The 20,451-nt window shown below is 64.0% G+C and carries 17 protein-coding genes and 2 riboswitches; of the genes, 11 read left to right on the top strand and 6 right to left on the bottom strand.

What is annotated here, in order from left to right:
• Positions 1-60: 60 nt before the first annotated feature.
• The gene (locus AC1RJY_RS02390) at positions 61-282 is read left to right on the top strand and encodes a hypothetical protein (protein WP_498601171.1); all 222 of its coding nucleotides are present in this window, start codon (positions 61-63) and stop codon (positions 280-282) included.
• Positions 283-303: 21 nt separating this feature from the next.
• Here the strand turns inward: AC1RJY_RS02390 and AC1RJY_RS02385 are convergent, their stop codons facing one another.
• From AC1RJY_RS02385 to AC1RJY_RS02365, 5 genes are all read right to left on the bottom strand, one after another.
• Positions 304-2,496 (bottom strand): multicopper oxidase family protein, encoded by a 2,193-nt coding sequence (locus AC1RJY_RS02385; RefSeq protein WP_498601170.1) that lies wholly within the window; start codon positions 2,494-2,496, stop codon positions 304-306.
• A 12-nt stretch (positions 2,497-2,508) separates the two neighbouring features.
• The gene (locus AC1RJY_RS02380; protein ID WP_011773746.1) at positions 2,509-2,982 is read right to left on the bottom strand and encodes a hypothetical protein; all 474 of its coding nucleotides are present in this window, start codon (positions 2,980-2,982) and stop codon (positions 2,509-2,511) included.
• 211 nt (positions 2,983-3,193) lie between these two features.
• Positions 3,194-4,852: a DNA repair helicase XPB gene (locus tag AC1RJY_RS02375; protein WP_011773747.1), complete on the bottom strand. Its 1,659-nt coding sequence runs from the start codon at positions 4,850-4,852 to the stop codon at positions 3,194-3,196.
• Between the two features lie 43 nt (positions 4,853-4,895).
• Positions 4,896-7,361, bottom strand: a complete 2,466-nt coding sequence (locus AC1RJY_RS02370; RefSeq protein WP_011773748.1) for a helicase-associated domain-containing protein — start codon at positions 7,359-7,361, stop codon at positions 4,896-4,898.
• A 53-nt stretch (positions 7,362-7,414) separates the two neighbouring features.
• Positions 7,415-7,630 carry a hypothetical protein gene (locus AC1RJY_RS02365; protein ID WP_014920916.1) on the bottom strand — a complete coding sequence of 72 codons (216 nt, stop codon included), beginning with the start codon at positions 7,628-7,630 and terminating at the stop codon, positions 7,415-7,417.
• Positions 7,631-7,856: 226 nt separating this feature from the next.
• On the opposite strand from AC1RJY_RS02365, the gene AC1RJY_RS02360 reads away from it, so the two are divergent.
• Genes AC1RJY_RS02360 through AC1RJY_RS02350 form a run of 3 tightly spaced genes read left to right on the top strand, consistent with a single transcriptional unit; the run spans position 7,857 to position 10,187 of the window.
• A complete protein-coding gene (locus AC1RJY_RS02360; RefSeq protein ID WP_011773749.1) occupies positions 7,857-8,240 on the top strand; it encodes a cold-shock protein in 384 nt (127 codons plus the stop codon).
• Between the two features lie 8 nt (positions 8,241-8,248).
• Positions 8,249-8,836 carry a DUF3027 domain-containing protein gene (locus AC1RJY_RS02355; RefSeq protein ID WP_011773750.1) on the top strand — a complete coding sequence of 196 codons (588 nt, stop codon included), beginning with the start codon at positions 8,249-8,251 and terminating at the stop codon, positions 8,834-8,836.
• A 43-nt stretch (positions 8,837-8,879) separates the two neighbouring features.
• Positions 8,880-10,187: an MFS transporter gene (locus tag AC1RJY_RS02350; protein ID WP_011773751.1), complete on the top strand. Its 1,308-nt coding sequence runs from the start codon at positions 8,880-8,882 to the stop codon at positions 10,185-10,187.
• 66 nt (positions 10,188-10,253) lie between these two features.
• Here the strand turns inward: AC1RJY_RS02350 and serC are convergent, their stop codons facing one another.
• Positions 10,254-11,384: a phosphoserine transaminase gene (gene serC, locus AC1RJY_RS02345; protein WP_011773752.1), complete on the bottom strand. Its 1,131-nt coding sequence runs from the start codon at positions 11,382-11,384 to the stop codon at positions 10,254-10,256.
• A gap of 293 nt (positions 11,385-11,677) precedes the next feature.
• On the opposite strand from serC, the gene AC1RJY_RS02340 reads away from it, so the two are divergent.
• From AC1RJY_RS02340 to AC1RJY_RS02310, 7 genes are all read left to right on the top strand, one after another.
• Entirely contained in the window at positions 11,678-12,373 is a 696-nt protein-coding gene (locus AC1RJY_RS02340) for an iron-dependent transcriptional repressor DtxR (RefSeq protein WP_011773753.1), read from the top strand.
• Between the two features lie 182 nt (positions 12,374-12,555).
• A riboswitch (cyclic di-AMP (ydaO/yuaA leader) is annotated at positions 12,556-12,796 on the top strand.
• Positions 12,797-12,800: 4 nt separating this feature from the next.
• Positions 12,801-13,637, top strand: a complete 837-nt coding sequence (locus AC1RJY_RS02335) for a M23 family metallopeptidase (protein WP_011773754.1) — start codon at positions 12,801-12,803, stop codon at positions 13,635-13,637.
• Between the two features lie 146 nt (positions 13,638-13,783).
• Positions 13,784-13,944, top strand: a riboswitch (cyclic di-AMP (ydaO/yuaA leader).
• A 338-nt stretch (positions 13,945-14,282) separates the two neighbouring features.
• Positions 14,283-15,062, top strand: a complete 780-nt coding sequence (locus AC1RJY_RS02330; protein WP_014920920.1) for an NlpC/P60 family protein — start codon at positions 14,283-14,285, stop codon at positions 15,060-15,062.
• A 217-nt stretch (positions 15,063-15,279) separates the two neighbouring features.
• Entirely contained in the window at positions 15,280-15,780 is a 501-nt protein-coding gene (locus AC1RJY_RS02325) for an HNH endonuclease (RefSeq protein ID WP_014920921.1), read from the top strand.
• Between the two features lie 43 nt (positions 15,781-15,823).
• Positions 15,824-16,738: an NTP transferase domain-containing protein gene (locus tag AC1RJY_RS02320; protein WP_014920922.1), complete on the top strand. Its 915-nt coding sequence runs from the start codon at positions 15,824-15,826 to the stop codon at positions 16,736-16,738.
• Complete coding sequence (locus AC1RJY_RS02315; protein ID WP_014920923.1) at positions 16,735-18,093, top strand: molybdopterin molybdotransferase MoeA; 1,359 nt, start codon at positions 16,735-16,737, stop codon at positions 18,091-18,093. Before AC1RJY_RS02320 ends, AC1RJY_RS02315 begins: the two co-directional genes overlap by 4 nt.
• Before the next feature lie 51 nt (positions 18,094-18,144).
• The gene (locus AC1RJY_RS02310) at positions 18,145-20,451 is read left to right on the top strand and encodes an FdhF/YdeP family oxidoreductase (protein ID WP_286140260.1); all 2,307 of its coding nucleotides are present in this window, start codon (positions 18,145-18,147) and stop codon (positions 20,449-20,451) included.

The raw sequence follows: 20,451 nt of genomic DNA, 5'->3' as shown, positions 1-20,451 counted from the left end.
AATCCGAACACGCCCACGGATGCTTCAAAAAATGTCAGTGCCCCGATCCACACTTAAAACATGGCAAACACAACAGCTCCATTAAGCATCCACCAGCACCGTAACAGCGACGTCGAATTCCATGTGACGTATCTGGATACCGATTCAGGCCGCGTTCGCCGCGAGGACTTTGATGACCTGGCCGCAGCCGAACGGTTCGCCAGTGCCCAACTCCGCGATGACGACGGCTGGGCCGTGGTGGACCACGTCACCATCGAAGTCACCAGCCGGATGGTCGCCTGAGGCGCAAGCCTCAGCTGTCCATCACTCCGGACGGTTATGGGAATGGCCGCCGTGCACGAACGGCGACGACACGCCTTGGTACTTCAGCAGCATCATCATCCCCTCTGCCGCGTGGTCCAGGTTGTGGCAGTGGTCCATCCAGATTCCAGGGTTGTCGGCGTGGAGCAGCAGTTCCCAGACTTCGCCCGGCAACACATCCACGGTGTCCAGGATGAGCGGTGATCCGCTTGGGGTCACGCCGTTCCTGCTCAGTACTTGCACATGATGACCGTGGGGGTGCATCGGATGAGGTTCGGAGGTGCGGTTTACTACCGTCACTTTCACGGTGTCGCCCTTAGCTACCTCAATGGACGGAACCAGCGGATAAGCAGCCCCGTTCACAGTAAAGGCGTACCGGGGAATGCCGTCTACAAAGCGGAACTGCCGGTCCAACACCATCACCTCCTCACGGGTGATGGGCCGCTTTGCCGCCTTCCCGCCACCATCCTTTTCCCCACCATCCAATTCCTCGGGCCTGGGTTTGCCATACTCCAACAGGTCGAGCACGGGTGTGGTGGTGAAGACGCCTGCCGGCGCTTTGTCCGGGACCACGTCTTCAGGCGTGGCAGCCTCATCTGCGGCAGGTGAACCGGGCGGGGCAATGACCACTACAGCACTGGCCGCGGTGTCCGAGCGCACGGTCACTGGTGTGGCTGGCATGGTGAAGGCGATGTCCACCCGGCCGCCGGCTCCGAGTCGCAGCAGTTTGCCGGTTACGTCCTGGGGCTGGTTCACTTCGGTCCCATCAACCGCCACGGCTTTGAAGGCGGAGCCTTGGATCAGGTACCGCTGCTGCACGGAATCGGTGTTGATAAGCCGCACCCGCACGTTTGAGCCAGGGGCGGCCGTGTGGGCACTGCCACGGTCTGAGGAGCCCAGCAACCCCAGACCGCTCAGGTCGTGCCCTGCCACCACAATGTCCGTGTCAGCACGGGGCGAAGCGGGGTGGTGCACGACGAACGTGCCGTAGAGGCCCTTGCGAACCCCCTCGGCCGAATCTTGATGGGTGTGATACCAGTAGGTGCCCGTTTGGGCGGCCGCGAAACGATACGTCATGGACTCCCCGGGCATCACGGCGTCCTGAGTAGCGCCGGCGACTCCATCCATGGCGTTGGGGACGTCGTAACCGTGCCAGTGGAGCGTCACGCCGGCAGTTACGTCCCGGTTGTTCAGCACCACCTCCATGACTTCGCCCAGCTGAGCCTCCAATGGCGGGCCCGGCAGGCTGCCGTACGTCCAGGCTTCCGTGGTCTGCCCGGAGGGCAGCGTCACCTGTTCCACCCTGGCCGTCAGCTCGTAGTGCCGGACCACGGCGGCGGCGGGGGCGTCGCCCACCAGACTGGTCACCGGCGTCGGATCCGTCACCGGTGCGCCAGTGCCGCCATGATGCCCGACGGCGGCAGCGATGGTCGCGCCGTCGGCGGACCGGCTCCCAAGCCAGGCGAAGACACCCGAGCCCAAAGCGGTACAGATCATGAGCCCGGCAACTGCAGCAGCCGCCGTCGGCCGCCTGCCGAGGGGAGAGGCGCCGCCCCGGCGGCCTGCCCGGACTGGCGCGCCCGCCCGAACTGACACTGCTGCCCGAGCGGCCGCACCTTCCCTGGCGACGCGTTGCGGCGTAAACAGGGAGAGCTTGGCGATCAGCACACTGGCGGCCACCATGAACAGCAGCACCGCGAGGCTCCAGAGGGCCGGGAACGGCCCAAGGATGAACGTTAGTGCCAGTGATGCCACAGCTGACGAGGCAGCTGCCACCATGGCCAGAACGGCCCACTCGCGGGATCGTCCCGGACGCCCGGGGTCTCCTGTGACGGGTTTGGAGCCGGTGTTCCGCCTCCTCAGCAAGAACGGAACACCGGCCGTCGCGGCCCAAGCCGCGGGGATGGCGGTCAGAGGCACGTTGATGGTTATGCGTTCGCTGGCAAACCACCAACTGCCCGCCACCAAAGCAGGAAGCAATGCGTACCGACCCACTGTCAGTGCGACGGCTGCACCCACCAACAGCAATGCCAGGTCAATCCCGCGGGATTTGTCCGGTTTACTGTCGGTGTTCGGAGAAGCGGTGCTTGAAGCGTCCGTCCTCACGGACGCTGTCAACCAGGCGGCGGCAATCCATGCGCCGGCCGCCAAGGCGGACAGCACCAGGTCTACCGCCAGCAGCTGCGAGGTGTTCACAGCTGCCGTTGGTCAGGCTGTTCTTGGCGAGGTGGAAGCATCCGAGGATGCCGCCTTGGGAGGCAGCGGTTGGGGATTAAGGGCCGCCGCCCGGGCGCGTTTGAACAGCCAGTAGGACATGAAGATCATCAGCACACCAACGATGGGGTGGATGGAGACCACCCACGAGCCTGCCGGGGTGATGAATTCCGGCGAGGACCCGGTCAGCATGCCGCCGATGATGAAGATGAACAGCTGGAGCCACGTCAGCAGGAAAATGCCTGCCGCCAGCCAGATCGTCCGGGATCCCATCCGGGCAATGGCCGCGACGATTGCAGCCAGCAATGCCGCATAGCGCAACACATATTGGCCATTAACTGCGTGGTAGACGCCCGCTTCACGTTGGGCTTCGATGGTGTTTTGGAAGTGGAAGTATCCGGCGAAGAACAGCTGTGCGAGTGCGGACAGCAGGACGATCGCGGAGAGGACCAGGAGGGCTTTGCGCATTGGGGAATCCTCTGGTGGAAATTCTCAGATTCTTCTAGGCCTTCAAACCGTCGGCTCCCTGGCTGCGGGATTCCCCCACCGCCGACGGCTGGCCGCCGGGCTGCCTGGACCAGGGGCAACCTTTAAGGGCGGAGAGCTTCACTAGGAATCGTAAAGTCGCTGGAGATGATTAGCAAGGGCCCTGAGGTTCTTTGTCCCAAGACCAGCCAGGCTACTGTGCCTGACCAGCGTCCTTGCCCACATCTTTGGCATCCATGATCCGGTAGGCGTAGCCCTGCTCGGCCAGGAACCGTTGGCGTTTCGCAGCGAAATCCTGGTCCAGGGTGTCCCTCGCCACCAGCGAGTAGAAACGGGCTGCGCGGCCGTCCTGCTTGGGACGCAGGAGGCGTCCCAAGCGCTGGGCCTCCTCCTGCCGCGAGCCAAAGGAACCTGAAACCTGGATGGCGACCGATGCTTCAGGCAGGTCGATGGAGAAGTTGGCCACCTTGGACACCACCAAGGTGTGGATCTCACCCTTGCGGAACGCGTCGAAGAGCTTCTGCCGTGCCTTGACGCTGGTTTCGCCCTTGATCAGGGGAGCGTCCAACCTTTCGGCAATCTCGTCCAACTGGTCGATGTACTGGCCGATCACCAGCAACTGCTCGCCCTTGTGGACGGCTACGAGCTCTTCCACCAGTTTGGTTTTGGTTTCCGAGGTGGCGCACAGCCGGTACTTGTCAGCATCCTCAGCCATGGCGTAAGCCACCCGCTCGTCGCGGGGGAGGTCCACGCGCACTTCAACACAGTCGGCGGGGGCGATGTAGCCCTGTGCCTCAATGTCCTTCCACGGTGCGTCGTATCGTTTGGGTCCGATCAGGCTGAACACCTCGCCTTCACGCCCGTCCTCGCGCACCAACGTTGCCGTGAGGCCGAGCCGCCGCCGGGCTTGGAGATCCGCTGTCATCCGGAAGATCGGGGCGGGCAGCAGGTGGACCTCGTCATAGATGATGAGGCCCCAGTCATGCCCGTCCACGAGTTCCAGGTGCGGGTAGAGCCCGCCGCGCTTTGTGGTCAGGACCTGATAGGTGGCGATGGTGACGGGCCGGACTTCCTTGACCGCGCCCGAGTACTCGCCGATTTCGTCCTCCGTCAACGATGTCCGCTTGAGCAATTCGTCCTTCCACTGCCGCGCAGAGACGGTGTTGGTGACCAGGATCAGTGTGGTGGTGGAGGACGTGGCCATGGCTGCCGCGCCTACCAGCGTCTTTCCCGCACCGCAGGGAAGCACGACGACGCCGCTGCCGCCGGCCCAGAAGTTCTCCGTGGCCAGCTTTTGGTAAGGGCGCAACTGCCAGCCGCTTTCGTCCAGCATGATCAGGTGTGGTTGCCCGTCCACATAGCCGGCAAGGTCCTCAGCGGGCCACCCAAGTTTGAGGAGCAACTGCTTCAACTGTCCACGCTGGGAGGAATGCACCACCACCGTTTCGCCGTCGATCCGCGGCCCCAGCAGGGGAGCGATCTTCTTGGCACGGATGACTTCTTCCAGCACCGGATAGTCATCGGTCCGCATCACCAGCCCGTGCTGCGGATCCTTCTCAAGCCGCAGCCGGCCATAGCGGGACATGGTCTCTTCCACATCGATCAGCAAGGCGTGCGGCACGGGAAAGCGCGAGTACTTCAGCAGCGTATCCAGCACCTGTTCCGCATCCAGCCCTGCCGCCCGGGCGTTCCAGAGACCCAACGGCGTCAGCCGGTAGCTGTGCATATGTTCCGGGGCGCGCTCCAACTCGGCGAACGCGGCGATGGCGTGGCGTGCCTCGGTAGCGAGCTCGTGGTCGACCTCCAGCAGGATGGTCTTGTCACTTTGTACGATCAGCGGACCGTCGGTCACTGTTGAATCCTCACTTGCGCAGTTCTCAGGGACGGCGCTGTTTTCATGTACGCAGTTCTCCTGCGGGTTCCACATCGATGATCCGGTGGATGGACAACACCCGTTCGGTGTCCTTGGCGGGATCGAACACCCTGACACGCCCACCGGAGACGGATACAGGAACAACGGTTTCGGTGTTGGCATTCCCCAAGCTGTCCACCACGTTCATGGTGACCGCCTGTTTGAGCCGGATGGCCGTCTGCAGTGTCTCCAGGCCCAGCTGGGTGGACGCCTCGCCCGCCGCTTCAGCCGGGACGGCGCGGTGTTGCCGCAGGACCGAAAGCTGTGCTTCGACGTCGTCGTCCGGCGGAGCCATTCGGGGCGCCGAGTAGACAGGCCGTGCGCTGCCCGGCACCGCCGTGGTCCGTTTGAAACGCACGACGGCGGGCTCGGCCTCCTGCACGGCAGGCGAGAGTCCCAGCTCGCGAAGGACACGCGCAGTCTCGCGCGGACTGGCGGAGGACGTCAGAACGGTGGGGGCGATGCGCACCAGGCTCAAGACGGACGTCCGGGCCTCGCGCAGGAGATCGGTGATGGCAGTTTCGTCGTCGCTCTGGATGAAGCTGGCACTCGTGCCGATACGGAGCCGGCCATGCCGGGACGCGGTGTCCTGGACAAGGTACTCCAAAGGTTGGGGCACGTCCGTGGCGGAATGCTCACGAAGGAACGCCAACAGCGATTCCGCATCCTGTCCGGCGTCGAGCGCCCTCCGGATGGTGGCGGCTGAGAAACGGTAGATCGACGCCGGGCCCTGCCCCTCGGCGTCGGCCATCAACAGCAAGGTCTCGCTGAGTTCCGGCGCAAGGTAACCGGGCGCCACGGCCGTGAGATCTGCTTGGAGGAGGATGTGGTTCACCGCAGCGGGCAAATGTTCGCCGAGGATGGTCATGGCTTGTTCCGGCTGGCCGTCAGCGATGGCCGAACCCAACTGCGTCAACGCACCGGATCCCATCAGGCCAAGGATCGTGGCTTCCTCAAGGATGCCGCGCACCAGGGAACTGAACCGGCGGGACATCCGTGGCTGCGCCCACTCGGCCCGCTGCAGCACGGCCCTGGCATCCAGGACGGGCGCCTTCCCGTCCGGCGCTGCGGCCTCCACAGTGAGCTCATTCAGGATCTCCAGAACCCGCCGGCGCACCACCGGGGCGTCGGGCCGTTGTGCCTCCGCGGATAAGGCGTTGATGGTGGTGCCTGCCGCGCCTTGATGGGCGGCCGACGACGACGGGCCAGCGAGAGGCTGCCCCACCAATGAAGGTGCCCGCTCGCTTGCCAGCCATGCGTTGACCAGCCACAGCCACTGTTCCTGCCGGGGCAGGTTGAGCCATTCGAGCGACGGTGGCTGTACCCACGTGGAGCTGTCCACGTCCAAGCGGAGCAGCCCTGCCATGGCGCACAACTCCAGGAGGATGGCCGTCTCATGGGCACCTAAACGGATGGACTCTGCCAAACGCCGCAGTTCGCGCACGCCCACACCGCCGCTCCGAAGGGTAGCCAGAGGCTGCTCCCGGACTGCGAACAAAAGCTCAGCCGCCAGCCGCAAAATCTCGGCGATGGCCCCCATGGCAGCATTGCGTCGCAGGGCAGCACTCGTATGGCCGAGTTCCGGAACCGGTGGGGCGAGCGTGAAATCATCCACGATTGCACCACCACGCAAGGCAAGGCCCACGCTGTGGGGCAGCTCCACGTGGCCGGCGTCCAAAGGGACCAGCAAACCCCGCGCCAACAGCCAGTCGATGGGCCCCACATCATGGCTTTCGTGGGTGACCGAAGCCCGGCGCTGCGCCTGGGGTACTGCGCCCATGGCCCAGCTGCCGAACTTGTCCAACAAGGCCACCGTCCGGTCGGGTGCCGTGGCCAGGATGGCGCGCAGGTTCTCCGGAGTGGAGGTCCAGCGCTGCAAGGCCAGGGCCGCGTCCATTGGAGTGCTGGCGGGGTGGATACCGGCACCGCTTTGATGAAGCTCGGCCACCAACTGCACTACCCGCTGGGCAAAGGCCGGTTGTAGCCGTACCAGTTCTGTATAGCTCCGCCCAAGACCCGCAGGGTAGATTCCGATGACGTCTTTGAGGCTGCCCACCGGAAGGTAGAAGCGCTGACGGGACGAGGTTGCCGGCGAGCCGGTGGGCGGATCTGCCCGATGTACCAGGGCCAGATCCTGCAATTTGGCGAGGATGGGGTCCAGCGCCGAAAGGGTGGAACCCGCAATGACCTTCTTCAGCCCGGCCGAGGAAATACTGTGGCCGGTATCGGCATTGGTGCACAGGTGCAGTGTTTCCAGGACCTGCATCTCGGGCTTGTTCAACCGTTCCAAGGCACGTTGGACACTGACCCGTGCGCTCGCCCTCGCAGCCAAAGCCGGGAAGTCAGGCGCCATGGGGGAGATGAGGTCCGGTCGCGCGGCAAACAAGGCCCGCAGCGAATCGTCGCTGCGCGCTTCGAGTTCCTTGCTGAGCGCGCGTATCAGGGACATCAATCCAACGTTACCGCCCCCGGGCCCCTCGTGCCTGTCAGTGGGGCCGTGGGTTACTGCCGGCGGCGTTGGCGAACAGAGTCAAGCACCAGAACTACGGCGAGCATGAAGGCTACGGGAAGTCCGTAAAGGGCCGCCCACGTTACCCACACCGGTGGCACGCCCCCGTTGAATGCGACAGCCATGACCGTGCCCACGGCAGCCAGGGAGATGACGGCAATGACGGCGGCGATGATCATGATGGGGCGGCGGTAACCCGGGGAAGTCATGCCAATAACGCTAGCAGCAGCACGCGAAGCCGATTCATGGAAGCAACTGTTGTCATCTTCGCGTACCGCGTGGTCGCGGCAAAGCGGGAATAGGGGGTCCGGCAGGATAACCTTGAAGGAACAGACCAACACGGACCGGGCTGTCGCCCTCGATCCCGCAGATAACTGTGGATGCGGTGAATGGCCCGACGTGTCTCCCAAAGCAAGAACGAAGAAGGTTGATTACGTGCCTACCGGCAAGGTCAAGTGGTATGACAAGGAAAAAGGCTTCGGATTCCTCGCGGCTGAAGACGGCCAGGAAGTATTCCTGCCCAAGACGTCCCTGCCCGCGGGCGTAACGGAGCTCAAAGCCGGGACCCGCGTGGAATTCGGTGTGGCCGACGGCCGCCGTGGAGCACAAGCACTTGGACTGCGTGTCTTGGAGAAGACGCCGTCCATTGCCAAGGCCAAGCGCATGAACGCCAGGGACCTCGCGCCGATGGTCCAGGACTTGGTCACCGTGCTGGACAATCTCTCCGGCTCCCTGTCTTCAGGCAAATACCCCGACGGCAACAAGGCCAAGGCCATCAGCATGGCACTGCGCAAGGTTGCCGACGAGCTGGAAGCCTAGGACCGGCCATGACATCGGAATCCGCACAGGACACCAAGGCCGTCCCTGACGCTGCCCAGGCTCCTGCAAACGGGGACGCCCCCGCGCGGAAGCCCGTCGCGGCCAAGCCCCGCGCCGGTTTGCCCGTGTGGCGCACGGGCAAGCCGGACGCGTTCCTGGCTGCCGCCGTCGATACTGCACGTGAGGCTGTTGAAGGCATCGCCAATCCGGGCGAAGTCGGCTCGCACCTGGGCGCCAAGTCGGAGGGGGACCGTGTGGTCACCCATCTGTTCGAGTCCAGGCTCGCCGGCTACGGCGGCTGGCAGTGGTACGCCGTGGTGACCCGTAACTCGCGCTCCAAGATCGTGACTGTCAGCGAGCTTGGTTTGTTGCCCTCCGAGGATTCCATCCTGGCTCCTGAATGGGTGCCGTGGGCCAAACGCGTCCGTCCCGAGGATGAGACGCCGCTGGTCGAAGAGACCGTTGAGGATGTCACGGAAGCGTCTGTGCAGGCGGCCGAAGACGAGGCCACTGAACCGGCTGATGAGGCTGCTGAATCCGACGAACCCGAAATCGCCGACGAAAGCGCCGACGACGACGAAGCCGGGGCTGAATAAGCGTTGCGGAAACCCGGAGTGACCACATCGAAGGCGGACGCTGATGTCCACCTTTAGGTCACTCGGAATCCTCAACTACCGCATCTGGTTCTTCGGTGCGCTGATCTCCAACATCGGCACGTGGATGCAGCGCACGGCGCAGGACTGGTTGGTCTTTGACCACCTGACCGCGCACGACGCCGGTGCCATGGGCATTACTCTGGCGCTCCAACTCGGTCCCCAGCTTTTCCTTGCTCCGTGGGCGGGGCTGCTGGCTGACCGTTATAGCCGGCGGAAACTTCTCCTCATCACTTTGGTGGCCATGGCCCTGCTCAGCACGGGGCTGGGTGTGCTGGTGCTGCTGGGGGTCGCCGAACTCTGGCACGTCTACCTCTTTGCTTTGATGTTGGGAATCGTGACCGCCCTGGACGCTCCCGTCCGTCAGACGTTCGTCTCCGAGCTGGTCACCGACGATTACCTCCCCAACGCGGTGGCCCTCAACAGTGCCTCCTTCAACGTGGCCCGGATGATCGGACCCGCTGTCTCGGGCGTGCTGACGGTGGTGGTGGGTCCCGGCTGGGTGTTCCTCATCAACACCGTGTCCTTCGTGGCCATGTTGTGGGCGCTCAAACTCATTCCTGCGTCATCGCTCCGCGTCCAGCCCCGTGCGGCGGCGGGGAAGGGGCGCATCCGGGAGGGGTTGCGCTACGTCCGGAACAGGCCGGATATCCAAGTGGTCCTAGTGGCCATCTTCATTGTGGGCACTTTCGGGCTCAACTTCCCCCTGTTCATCGCCGCGATGGTGGGAACCCAATTCGGCATGGACGCGGGTGCGTTCGGAGCGTTGAACTCCGTCATGGCCATCGGATCCGTGACCGGTGCACTGCTGGCTGCCCGACGCGGACGGCCGCGCCTCAGGCTGATCTTCGGCGCCGCTGGCGGCTTCGGCATATCAAGCGCGCTTGCCGCCCTGGCCCCCAATGCTGTGCTCTTCGGGCTCGCCCTGGTTCCCTGCGGCCTGTTCGCCCTGACTTTGATCACCAGCGCCAACGGTTACGTGCAATCCACCACGGAGGCTGTGATGCGCGGGCGGGTCATGTCCCTCTATATGGCCATCTTCATGGGCGGCACCCCTATCGGGGCGCCGTTGGTGGGTTTGGTGGCCAACGTCGGCGGCCCCCGATGGGCAGTTGGCGTCGCCGCGGTTGCCGGCGTCAGCACCGCCGTCGTGGGTTTGCTGTGGATCATCCGCGCCAAGCAGCTGCGGCTCCGCTTTGACCGACGGGCCCGTGGACTGAAGCACTTCCGGGTGGAGTCGCTGCTTGCCCGTCCGGACACGGACGACGACGGCGCAAGCCGGCAGGGCGGATAGCCCACCTTAAAAAGCGGCGGCGCCGTCCGGGAGCTACCCGCACGACGCCGACCAAAGCCCGTGGTGCTACTTCTTCAACTCGCCCACAACGTAATCGATGCTCGCGAGCAGTGCCGAAACGTCGTCCGGCTCGATGGCGACGAAGGTGGCGATGCGCAGCTGGTTGCGGCCGAGCTTACGGTACGGCTCGGTGTCCACCACGCCGTTGGCGCGCAGGACCTTGGCGATGGCTGCGGCGTCAATGGAGTCGTCAAAGTCGATCGTAGCGATGACGTTGGAGCGGTCCTCGGCGTTGGCAACGAACGGCGTTGCGTACTCGGATGCCTCGGCCCAGGAGTAGATACGGTTGGCGGAGTCTGCCGTGCGCTTGCTGGCGAAGTCCAGGCCGCCGTTGCTGTTGAGCCACTGCACCTGGGCGTCCAAGGTCACCAGGGTGGACAGCGACGGGGTGTTGTACGTCTGGTTCAGCTTGGAGTTGTCAATGGCGGTCTGCAGGTCCAGGAAGTCCGGGATCCAGCGGCCGCTTGCCTTGACCCGTGCCGCGCGCTCCAGGGCGGCGGGGGAGAAGAGGCCCAGCCAGAGGCCACCGTCGGAAGCGAAGTTCTTTTGGGGCGCGAAGTAGTAGACGTCCGACTCGGCGACGTCCACGTCCAGCCCGCCGGCTGCCGAGGTGGCGTCCACCAGGACGAGGGCGCCTTCGTCAGCCCCCTCGACGCGCTTGACGGGGGCGGCCACGCCGGTTGACGTTTCATTCTGGGGCCAGGCGTAGACGTCAACGCCGGCTTCGGCCTGTGCCACCGGGCGGGTGCCGGGTTCGGACTTGATGATGGAGGAAGCATCAAGGAACGGTGCCTTGTTGGTGGCGGCGGCGAACTTTGAGCCGAACTCGCCGAAGGAGAGGTGCTGTGCCTTCTGCTCTACCAGGCCAAACGCGGCCACGTCCCAGAACGCTGTGGAGCCGCCCACGCCGAGGACCACTTCATAGCCTTCCGGAGCGCGGAAGAACTGGCTGAGTCCTTCACGGACCGAACCAACCAGGTTCTTGACCGGAGCCTGGCGGTGGGAAGTGCCCAGGATGGTGGTCGATGCGGCAGACAACGCTTCGATCTGTTCCGGGCGAACCTTGGACGGTCCAGCGCCGAAGCGTCCGTCCTTGGGCAGCAGGTCGGCGGGAATGGTGATGCTGTTGTCGCTCACGTGGCGCTCCAATGGGTGTCGGCTAGAGATGGGAGGTGGCATGGGGCATCAACTGCCCCTTCGACACCCCAATTCTGCCTGACACGGCCCGCGCGCAGGAACCTGCGGCCGTCATAGTCCGCTACGTGGAATGCGGGCTCACCGAATGCGACCGGAATTATCCAGAGTAATTCCAAATAAGCTAGGCTGGTGGTTGGCGTTCAGGGGGCGGCGGTGCACACCGTCCGCCCTTGCTAGGGACGCGGTACGGTGGAGATTACGCAAGGAACTGCGTTCGAGGAGAGCTGAGCTGGATGACGGATCTGATCGATACCACTGAGATGTATCTTCGGACCATTTTGGAGCTTGAAGAAGAAAACATTGTGGCCCTCCGGGCGCGCATTGCCGAACGACTGCGCCACTCCGGACCCACTGTTTCCCAGACCATTGGACGCATGGAGCGCGATGGCCTGGTGATTGTGTCCAACGACCGCCACCTGGAACTGACTGAAGTGGGGCGGAAGCGCGCCACCGAGGTCATGCGCAAGCACCGCCTCGCGGAGCGCCTCCTGGCCGATGTGATCGGTCTGGACTGGGCCTACGTGCATGATGAGGCCTGTCGCTGGGAGCACGTCATGAGCGAGCGGGTGGAGCGTCGGCTCTACGAGCTCCTGGAGCACCCCACGGAGTCTCCCTATGGCAATCCCATCCCCGGACTCGAAGCGCTTGGTGGCCTTGCCAGCCAGCCGTTCCCACGGCTCGATGTCAACCTTCTGCAGGCCATGGACGGCTATGCCGCGGATTCCCGTGTGGTGGTCAGCCGCCTCGCGGAGCCCATCCAGGTGGAGCCCGAGCTCCTGACCCAGTTGGACGAAGGCGGAATCCGTCCGGGCGCAAGTGTCTCGCTGGAGCGCGTCGGCGAGTACATCTCAGTACGGGTCCCCGGTATTGAGGGCGCGTTGGAGCTGCCTCCGGAAGTTGCCGCGCACGTCTTCGTCTCACTCAGCTGAGCGAAGCCCCAAAGCACCGTGTCAAACCTCACTTTGCCCGCTTCGGCGCGCGTGTGACCTGCGGTTTTCCGAAAAAGATGATAAAAGCCTCCTTCTCTCAGCGGCCTCCTGTTGATAACGAATTTATTACCGCAGGCCTTCATCCCCTATAGTTATCTACTAGCGCTGATACCAAAGCGTTACCTGATCCGGAGCCGAGCTCTGCCAGCGGATCAGGTGTGTCACCACCACTGGCAGAGGCGGGGGAACCACAAGCGGCTGTCTAAAGAAGCAGCCTTGGGGTGAAGTCCGCAGCAGAAGTGCCCACGTATGCAAGTCCCTCTTGGGATACCTGTGTGCCGTGAGCGCCTCGTGCGGACCGGGTCTTTGTACTCTCTGACCCGAATCCGACAGCTAACTTCGCAGGCTTTTGAGAGAGGAACAGAGTTTGACATCGCAGAACGTCAGGGGTCGCCGCCGCGCGTCCGGCCCCGCTGCTGAGCTGCGGCCAGCCACCGTCGTAACGGAGATCCGGCCCCGCGACACCGAGCGTCAGGTGCGCCGCCGTAAGAGCCCGCTGCGCCAGGTTGCCGACTTCGCCGCTGCCAGCGGCGTCGGGCAGAAGGCCGGAGTTGCGCTTGCCGCCACCGGGCTTGCCCTGACTGTCGGCCTGCCGGCTACAAGCCCCGTCATGGCCACGTCGGAATCAGGACAGACCGAATCGGCCCTCGCCGTCGCCGCCCCCGCCGGCAGCCAGCCCGAGGTTTCCGCTGCCGCGTCGGCCAAGATCGACTTCAGCCGCGCCGCAGTCGCTACTGCCGCGGACCCCGATGGAAAGCTGAAGCAGCTGCTCAGCGCCCAGTCTGCTGGAAGCATCCAGCGCGCCTCATCCGTTGGCACCATGGCCAGCCCCCTTGACACGCTCACCACGGCATCCCCCTTCGGTTACCGCATCAGCCCGCTCACGGGTGGTGCCGGTGACTTCCACCGCGGTCAGGACTTCGTAGCCCAGTGCGGCACGGCTGTGCACGCCGCAGCTACCGGCAAGGTCACTTTCGCCGGATGGCACGAGTACGGCGGAGGCAACCGCGTGGTGGTCGACCACGGCAATGGCCTCGAAACCACGTACAACCACCTGTCGTCCTTCACCGTCCAGGTAGGACAGACCGTGAACCGCGGCGACACCGTGGCCCTGAGTGGCACCACGGGCGCTTCCACCGGTTGCCACCTCCACTTCGAGGTCCAGGTCAACGGTGAAGTCGTAGACCCCATGGGCTGGCTCTAATCCCAGTCGATGGTCGCCTCTCGCATTAGGGAGACGCGCCGTGACCTGAATGTGACATTCAGGTCCAACTGTTGTAGCGTACAGAGCGCATCGGCTTTTTAGGGGGCCGATGCACTTGAGTGGATTGCCTAGCTCTGCCACCGCTCAAGGTCCGTTCGCAAAATCGTCTGGCAGGGGCGGGGGAACCACTTCCGGTCTTCGAAAGAAGGCCTAGGGGTTAAGTCGCAAAGCTTCCGTGGAAGCAGCGTGGCCGGATGACTCCCATCCGAATCCGACAGCTCACCTCGCAGGCACTGGGAGAGGCTACCTACGTGTCATCATGCACTACCCCTGCGCGGCTTAGCGCCCCAACGGTTCGCGCGAACCCGTCGAACACCCTTTGCAAGGCTGCATCATTCACGGCAGGTACCTCGCGCCATCTGGCGCCCGTACCGGCAGCAGCCCCGGCCTCCGCTCTCAGCAGGCCCGAATCAGCATCCCCTGCGTCAACGCTGCTGCACTCCGTAGCGTCCACCGGGACCTCATCCTCACGCTTCACCCTCCGCTAGAAATAATCCGGTTCGGGGTCGTCCAGCATGCCCCCATGTTGGCCAACCCACTACCCGTGTGCACCCCAACTGCACTCGGATACGAAAAGAGAAAATCATGACCAGTGCAAACAAGGTTGCGCGGCACCGTGCTGAGGCCCCCAAGACCAGCTCGCTTTCCGTCATCGCCAAGGCCGTCACCACCAACGCCGGTGGCGTTGGCCGCCAGGCAGCAGTTATCGCTGCAGCTTCAGGCCTGGTCCTGACCAGTGGGATCGCCGCCAACGCTGCCGAGACCAACGTGGATCGTGAATCGACGTCAACGTCCACTCTGGACGTGCAGTCCGTAGTCCAGGCCACCATCGCCGCGGACTCCACGGTGGCCATCTCCTACGAGCGCCCCGTTGTCACCACGGAGGAAGCCCCGGCCCCCGTTGTGATCGAAGAAGCTCAGGCCAAGGTTGAAGCCAAGGTTGAGCCCAAACAAGCAACCCCGGCGGCCGCTCCGGCAGCCACCGCGACCGTTGCCGTCAGCAGCCCGACCCCCGCTCCGGCGGCTTCCAGCGGTCTCGGGGCAGCCATCGCTGCGGCTGCTTACGCCCAGATCGGCGTGACCCAGGACTGCACCATGCTGGTGACCAACTCCCTGGCGGCCGTGGGCATCAACTTCCACGACTGGCCCGCCGGCTATCTTTCCCTGGGCCGCACCGTCAGTGCAGCAGAAGCCCAGCCCGGTGACCTCGCCTACTACGCCAACGGTGGTTTGGCTGGACAGGCCCACATCGCTGTCTACGTCGGCAACGGCCAGGCAGTCCACGGTGGATGGAACGGATCCACCACGGCACTGTTCAGCGCCAACGTGGGCTCGGGCCCGGTTTTCATCCGCGTCAACGGCTAATTCTCAGAGCTTAGGAACACCCCGCAGGCTTCGGCCGGCGGGGTGTTCTGCTTTAACCGCGCATGAACTCTTGCCGACACCGCACACGAAATCACAGAAAAATTCGTTGATACGGCATATAAGTGCTTACCCTTATGGTGTCGATCCACAGCCCGTACAAGCAGAGGGCAGCCGGCCCTCGTGCCCCTGACGGGTGCGGCCGTGAAGAGGTACGTGCATGCGCACACTCGTTCTGAATGCTGGATATGAACCGCTGGCGGTAATAACATTCCGCCGGGCGCTGGTCCTTGTGCTGACTGGGAAAGCTAGCGTAGTGGCCGAAGGCGACGAGCCTGTCGTCGGGCCACAGGAGATTCTCGGAAGACCTTCCGTGATCCTTCTCAACCGCTACATCCGTCCCCGGTACAACAGGATCACCGCCGTGAGTCGCCGCGGGGTACTTCGCCGCGACGGCCATCGCTGCGCCTACTGCGGGAAAACAGCCCACACCATAGACCACGTCCACCCCAAATCCAGGGGCGGCGCGGATTCCTGGGAAAACCTGGTTGCGGCGTGCTTGAAATGCAACAACGCCAAGAGTGACCACACGCTGGCTGAGATGGGCTGGAAGCTCCGTTTCAAACCCGGTGTGCCCCAGGGAACCATGTGGCAGATCAAAGAACTCGAGAAACCTGCGCCGGACTGGGACCCGTTCCTGTTGCCGGAATCCGCTGCCTGATCGATTTCTGCTGGCCTCCGGCCGTCCCGGGTAATCTGGGCGGATGGAGTTCAATGCCGTGATTTTGGCGGGTGGCAGGGCCACCCGCCTCGGTGGGGTGCCCAAGCCATCGTTGAAGTACGACGGCGACACCCTCCTTTCGCATGCCCTGCAGGCCGCCCGGGGTGCTTCGGCGGTGGTTGTGGTGGGGCCGGATGCTCCCGGCGACGAGTCAAGGGACGGCCGACGCTTGCCGGATGATGTCCTGCGGGCGCGGGAGGAGCCGGCGTTCGCCGGGCCTGCCGCGGCCATTGCGGCCGGCATGGCTGCGCTGAGGAAGAGTGGATCGGACACGCCGTGGACGCTGGTGCTGGCCTGCGATATGCCGCATGCTTCCCGCGGTGTTGACCTTCTGTGGGCCGCCCTAGCGTCCGTTCCCGGCGTGGAAGGAGCCATGGCTGTTTCTCCTGACGGGCGCAAGCAACCACTCCTGGGGGCTTACAGTACAGCCGCCTTGGAACGGGAAGTGGCCGTAGCGTCCGAAGGTTCCGGGTTAACGAACTCTTCAGTGTTCCGGCTGCTTGCTAGGCTGAACGTGCTGGACGTTGACGTTCCCGCGGGGTCCACGGATGACGTGGATACTTGGGAGGACGCCGCGGCCTTGGGCATTGACTACGAGTTGGAGGCGGACGTGAAGAGCCAGGAAGAGACGCTCGAGGAGTGGTGCCGCACACTGCTGCAGGCTTTCGAGCTTGAGGGCGTGGAAGTGGACGTCAACGAGGTCCTCGCTGTCGCCGGAGTAGCAGCGCATTCGGTGGTACGCCCCGCCGCACCCCTGACCACGTTCATTGCCGGATATGCGGCAGGCATGGCCCGCGGCATCGGCCAGGCCAGCGATGATGCGTCCATGAATGCCGCCCTGGAGCTGGCCCGCAAAGTGGCCAAGGAGTACTCGGAGTCCGGGACCGGCCCGGAATGACAGGGGCCCCCAACGAGGGCCATCACGCGGCACACACATGGCATGAGGCCCGGCAGCGCGCGTTCGATGTTGCTGCCCCGATCCCGCCGGGGCCGGTGCCGCTCGGCTCTGCCCTCGGCCGCACCTTGGCCTCGGACGCCCTGGCCGTGCAGGATATGCCGCACTATGCTTCATCAGCCATGGATGGATGGGCTGTCAACGGCAGCGGTCCGTGGATCCTCAGTGAGCCCGGGCAGAGGCTGGCGCCGCACCAGGCCAGTCCCATTGTTACGGGCGGGCTGATACCGCCCGGCGCCAAGGCAGTCCTGCGGAGCGAGAGCGGTGTGCTCACAACTGACGACGACGGCCTGCCGGTTCTCGCCCTGGGCGGCACCGCCAAACCTGGGGAGCCTCGCAATGGCCAACACATCCGCAAGGCTGCGGAAGAGGCCGCTGAGGGTGACGTCCTGCTCAAAGCCGGCACTGTTCTAAATCCGGCACACATTGCCCTCGCAGCGCTTGCGGGCCTGGACCAGCTGGACGTTCTGGGCAAGCCGCTGGTCCGGTTCCTTCTGACGGGTTCGGAAGTCGTGGCCCAGGGGGTTCCCTTGCCCGGTCAGGTCCGGGACACCTTCGGCCCGCAACTGGGTGCGGTGGTGGAACTCTTGGGCGGCATCGCAGGGGAACAGCTCAGGGTGGGCGACAGCTACCAGGAGTGGATCGACGCGCTCCAGGACACCGAGCCACCTCTTGATGAGCTGACACCGGAGCAACCCTATGGTGAAGCGGAGCCGCCAGCCGACGTCGTCATTACTACGGGCGGGACGGGACGCTCGGGAACGGACCACCTCCGCAAGGCTGTTGCCGAGCTAGGTGGCAGCTTGCTGATCGACGGCATCGCCATGCGCCCGGGACATCCCGCAGTGTTGGCGGAACTGCCCGACGGCCGGTTTGTGTTGGGACTGCCTGGAAATCCGTTGGCCGCGATGATGGCCTTGTTTACTGTTGGCGCACCCCTGTTGGCTGCCTTGGGACACGGTCGATTGGAAGACGTAGGCGAGGTTCCCTGTGGAACCACCATTGACGCAAACCCCGGGCAGACGCGCCTGATGCCGTTCAAACTGGTGTACGGGTTGGCGTCGCCTGCGCAGCACACGGGTCCTGGAATGATGCGTGGCCTTGCAGGTGCGGACGGGGTGATGGTGGTGCCGCCCCATGGCGTCCAGCTGGGCGAGATGGTGCCCGCTTTCGCGTTGCCTTGGGGTAAAGCGCTGCCGGTGCCGAAGGCGCCGGAGGACAAGACCCGAAAAGCCGCGCCCCGGCAACAGCGGAAGGCACCTTCCGGCCCTGTGGACTGGAGCGCACTGGACGCCTGAGGCGTGCCTCGGGCGGCCTTGCGCCTGATGACAAAGTGCAATGATGGACTCATGAACAGGCATGCTCCCGAACAGGACATCAACGAAGATGACCTGCAAATCCACCCGCCCAAACAAGCCGCGGCAGGCCTCAAAGCCGTCACTGTTGCCCTTGAACGCGGATACGCCCAGGCCGGTGTATCCCGTACGGTCCGCTCCATGCTCAGGGTCAACCAGCATGATGGCTTTGACTGCCCCGGGTGCGCTTGGCCGGAATCGATCACCGGCAGGCGCAGTCCCGCGGAGTTTTGCGAGAACGGTGCCAAGGCGATCGCAGAGGAAAGCACCACCCGGACCGTCGGTGCCGAATTCTGGGCGAAGCACTCCCTGTCGGACCTCGAGGACAAGACGGAGTACTGGCTGGGAAGCCAGGGAAGACTGTCCGAACCCGTGGTCATCAGGCCGGGCGACACCCACTACTCGCCGATCAGTTGGACTGAAGCTTTTGCCTTGATTGGCGAACACATCAACGCTACAACGCCTGACAAGTGCGTGTTCTACACCTCCGGCCGTACGGCCAACGAGACCGCCTTCATGTACCAGTTGTTTGCGCGAAGCCTCGGGACCAACAACCTTCCCGATTGCTCCAACATGTGCCATGAGTCCTCCGGAAGCGCCCTCAACCCGACCATCGGAATCGGCAAAGGCACGGTCAGCTTGGAGGACATCCACCACGCCGAACTGGTCCTGGTAGTGGGTCAGAACCCCGGAACAAACCACCCCCGGATGCTGTCCGCCCTGCGCGACTGCAAGAACAACGGTGGAAAGATCATCGCCGTCAATCCGCTTCCCGAAGCCGGCCTCTTGAACTTCAAGGACCCGCAATCCCTCAACGGCGTCATTGGTGGCGGCACTACCATCGCTGACGAATTCCTGCAGATCAAAGTGGGCGGCGACCTCGCGCTGTTCCAAGCACTGGGCCACCTGCTCCTGGAAGAAGAGGAAACCAACCCCGGGACCGTCGTCGACCATTCCTTCATAGAGCAGCAGACCGAAGGGTTCGCAGCCTACAAGGAGGCGCGTTCCGTACTGGACTGGGACGAAACCGAACGGGCCACGGGGCTGAGCCGGGAAGAAATCACCAAGGCAGCCGGGATGATGGCTGCGTCCAAGGCAACAATCATCTGCTGGGCGCTTGGGCTGACCCAACAACCGCATTCGGTGGATACCCTGCGCGAAATCATCAACCTGCTGCTGCTCCAAGGCAACTTCGGCAAGCGCGGGGCAGGTGCCTGTCCGGTGCGCGGCCACTCAAACGTGCAGGGCGACCGCACCATGGGCATCTGGGAGAAACCCAAGGAATCCTTCCTGGCCGCACTGGATAAAGAGTTTGGCTTCCACATGCCGCGGGATCACGGCTATGACTCCGTGGAAACCCAGCATGCCCTGGAAAAGGGAGACGTGGATGTTTTCGTGTCCATGGGTGGAAACTTCGCAGCGGCGGGATCGGACACTGCTGCCCTGGAACAAGGCTTGAAGAGGGCAGGGCTGACTGTCCACATCTCCACCAAACCCAACCGGGCACACATCGTGCACGGCAAGACGTCCCTGATCCTGCCCACGCTGGGAAGGACGGACGCTGACCACAAACACCCCAAGGGCAAGCAGTTCCTCTCAGTGGAGGACTCCATGTCCGTCATCCACAAAACGCAAGGACGGTTGGAGCCGGTTTCGGAGCACCTCCTGAGCGAACCGGTGATTGTGGCACGGATGGCCCAAGCGACGTTGGGAGAGAACCACAGCGTGGACTGGCGGGCCATGGCTGAGGACTACGATGTCATCCGCAACCACATCTCCCGAGTCATTCCCGGCTTTGAGGACTTCAACGCAAGGGTTCGCACCAAGAACGGCTTCGTCCTGCCCAACCCACCCCGGGATACCCGTACCTTCGCCACGGACATCGGCAAGGGACGCTTCTCCGTGCGGCCCCTGGAGTATCTCGAAGCGCCGACGGGCCACCTGATTCTCCAGACGGTGCGCAGCCACGACCAATACAACACCACGTTCTACGGCTTGGATGACCGGTATCGTGGCGTCTCGGATGGTCGTCGAGTGATCCTGGTCCACCCGGGTGACCTGGAGGAACTGGGCTTCGAGGACCGGGACCTGGTGGATGTCATCTCCACCTTTTCGGGAACGGAACGGCGTGCCAACAAGTTCCGGCTCATCGGGTACCCCACGGCCAAGGGATGCGCCGCAGCGTACTTCCCGGAGGCCAACGCGCTGGTGCACCGCGAACTGGTGGCACGGGAATCCAACACCCCTGGCTACAAGGCAATGACAGTGCGGTTCGTCAAACATGAGGAGAACGGATCCTGA

It is taken from the genome of Arthrobacter sp. GW822-FHT05G07, assembly GCF_058799755.1.
The sequence above is the reverse complement of the archived record's forward strand: the minus strand, read 5'-3'. Positions and strand labels throughout refer to the sequence as shown.

Coding starts and splice junctions, on each gene's coding strand:
- AC1RJY_RS02355 (WP_011773750.1), top strand. CDS start 8,249: ATGACATCGGAATCCGCACAGGACACCAAGGCCGTCCCTGACGCTGCC.
- AC1RJY_RS02310 (WP_286140260.1), top strand. CDS start 18,145: ATGAACAGGCATGCTCCCGAACAGGACATCAACGAAGATGACCTGCAA.
- AC1RJY_RS02320 (WP_014920922.1), top strand. CDS start 15,824: ATGGAGTTCAATGCCGTGATTTTGGCGGGTGGCAGGGCCACCCGCCTC.
- AC1RJY_RS02315 (WP_014920923.1), top strand. CDS start 16,735: ATGACAGGGGCCCCCAACGAGGGCCATCACGCGGCACACACATGGCAT.
- AC1RJY_RS02340 (WP_011773753.1), top strand. CDS start 11,678: ATGACGGATCTGATCGATACCACTGAGATGTATCTTCGGACCATTTTG.
- AC1RJY_RS02380 (WP_011773746.1), bottom strand. CDS start 2,982: ATGCGCAAAGCCCTCCTGGTCCTCTCCGCGATCGTCCTGCTGTCCGCA.
- AC1RJY_RS02365 (WP_014920916.1), bottom strand. CDS start 7,630: ATGACTTCCCCGGGTTACCGCCGCCCCATCATGATCATCGCCGCCGTC.
- AC1RJY_RS02330 (WP_014920920.1), top strand. CDS start 14,283: ATGACCAGTGCAAACAAGGTTGCGCGGCACCGTGCTGAGGCCCCCAAG.
- AC1RJY_RS02350 (WP_011773751.1), top strand. CDS start 8,880: ATGTCCACCTTTAGGTCACTCGGAATCCTCAACTACCGCATCTGGTTC.
- AC1RJY_RS02370 (WP_011773748.1), bottom strand. CDS start 7,361: ATGTCCCTGATACGCGCGCTCAGCAAGGAACTCGAAGCGCGCAGCGAC.
- AC1RJY_RS02390 (WP_498601171.1), top strand. CDS start 61: ATGGCAAACACAACAGCTCCATTAAGCATCCACCAGCACCGTAACAGC.
- AC1RJY_RS02325 (WP_014920921.1), top strand. CDS start 15,280: ATGCGCACACTCGTTCTGAATGCTGGATATGAACCGCTGGCGGTAATA.